Origin of the sequence: Thalassospira sp. UBA1131, assembly GCF_002311515.1 — a bacterium.
GTDB lineage: Bacteria > Pseudomonadota > Alphaproteobacteria > Rhodospirillales > Thalassospiraceae > Thalassospira.
This window is the reverse complement of the sequence record NZ_DCAO01000125.1, coordinates 2,285-3,221: the sequence shown is the minus strand read 5'-3', so window position 1 is coordinate 3,221 and position 937 is coordinate 2,285. Positions and strand designations below refer to the sequence as shown.

Sequence of the window (937 nt, the reverse complement as noted above, 5' to 3'; positions counted from 1 at the left end):
TCGACCGTCGCAGTCACGTCGCGAATGCCATAAAACCGTTTGTCCGCCGGCGCCAGATCGGCTGTCTGCCCGATAATGGCACAGCCGACTTCACGGGTGACCTTGGCGAATTCGTCAAGACTTGGTGTGGTGCGATAGCCCGGAATGGAATCAAACTTGTCCAGCGTCCCGCCCGTATGGCCAAGGCCACGGCCGGAAATCATCGGCACGAACGCCCCGCAGGCACCAACAATCGGGCCCAGCATCAGGCTTACCTTGTCACCGACGCCGCCGGTCGAATGCTTGTCCACCACCGGTCCATCAAGGCCAAGCGCCTTCCAGTCCAAAACCGTACCGCTATCGCGCATGTTGCGCGTAAGGGCCGCGCGCTCGTCCATGGTCATGCCATTAAAGAACACAGCCATGGCAAGGGCGGCAACCTGCCCTTCGCTGATGCTGTTATCTGTGATGCCCTTGACGAAAAAGGCGATCTCAGCGTCTGTCAGAACTTCGCCTTCGCGTTTACGGCGAATGATTTCTTGGGGCAGCATGTGCTGTCTCCTGCGCACGTGTCATTAATTCAAATAAGACGCTTTGAAGTCACACGACTTCAGGAAGCGCTTGAAAAGTATTGCAGTAATATCTTGATAAGATTGGCCGAACCGGCTTTCGACATTTCCAATGTCTGCTCGTGGCTAAGCGGTGTCGCACTCATGCCAGCGGCCAGATTGGTGATGTTTGAAACCGCGGCGACCTTGAATCCAAGACGGCGGGCCAGAATATTTTCCGGCACGGTCGACATGCCGACCGCATCGGCGCCAAGAACTTTGAGCGCTCGGATTTCAGCTGGCGTCTCAAAGCTTGGCCCGGTGCACCAGCAATAGGTTCCCTCAAACAGTTTGATGCCAAGCTTGGCCGCCGCACCATGCAGGCCAGACCCGATTTCAGGATCATAAGG

General features: G+C 56.6%; 1 protein-coding gene and 1 pseudogene. Both read right to left on the bottom strand.

Features of this window, described 5'->3' with window-relative positions; genetic code table 11:
• A partial coding sequence (locus B3Z49_RS20840) for a thymidine phosphorylase (RefSeq protein WP_296994490.1) occupies nt 1-530 on the bottom strand: 530 nt, incomplete at its 3' end.
• Nucleotides 531-589: 59 nt separating this feature from the next.
• A pseudogene (locus B3Z49_RS20835) lies at nt 590-937 on the bottom strand (purine-nucleoside phosphorylase); the annotation flags it as partial.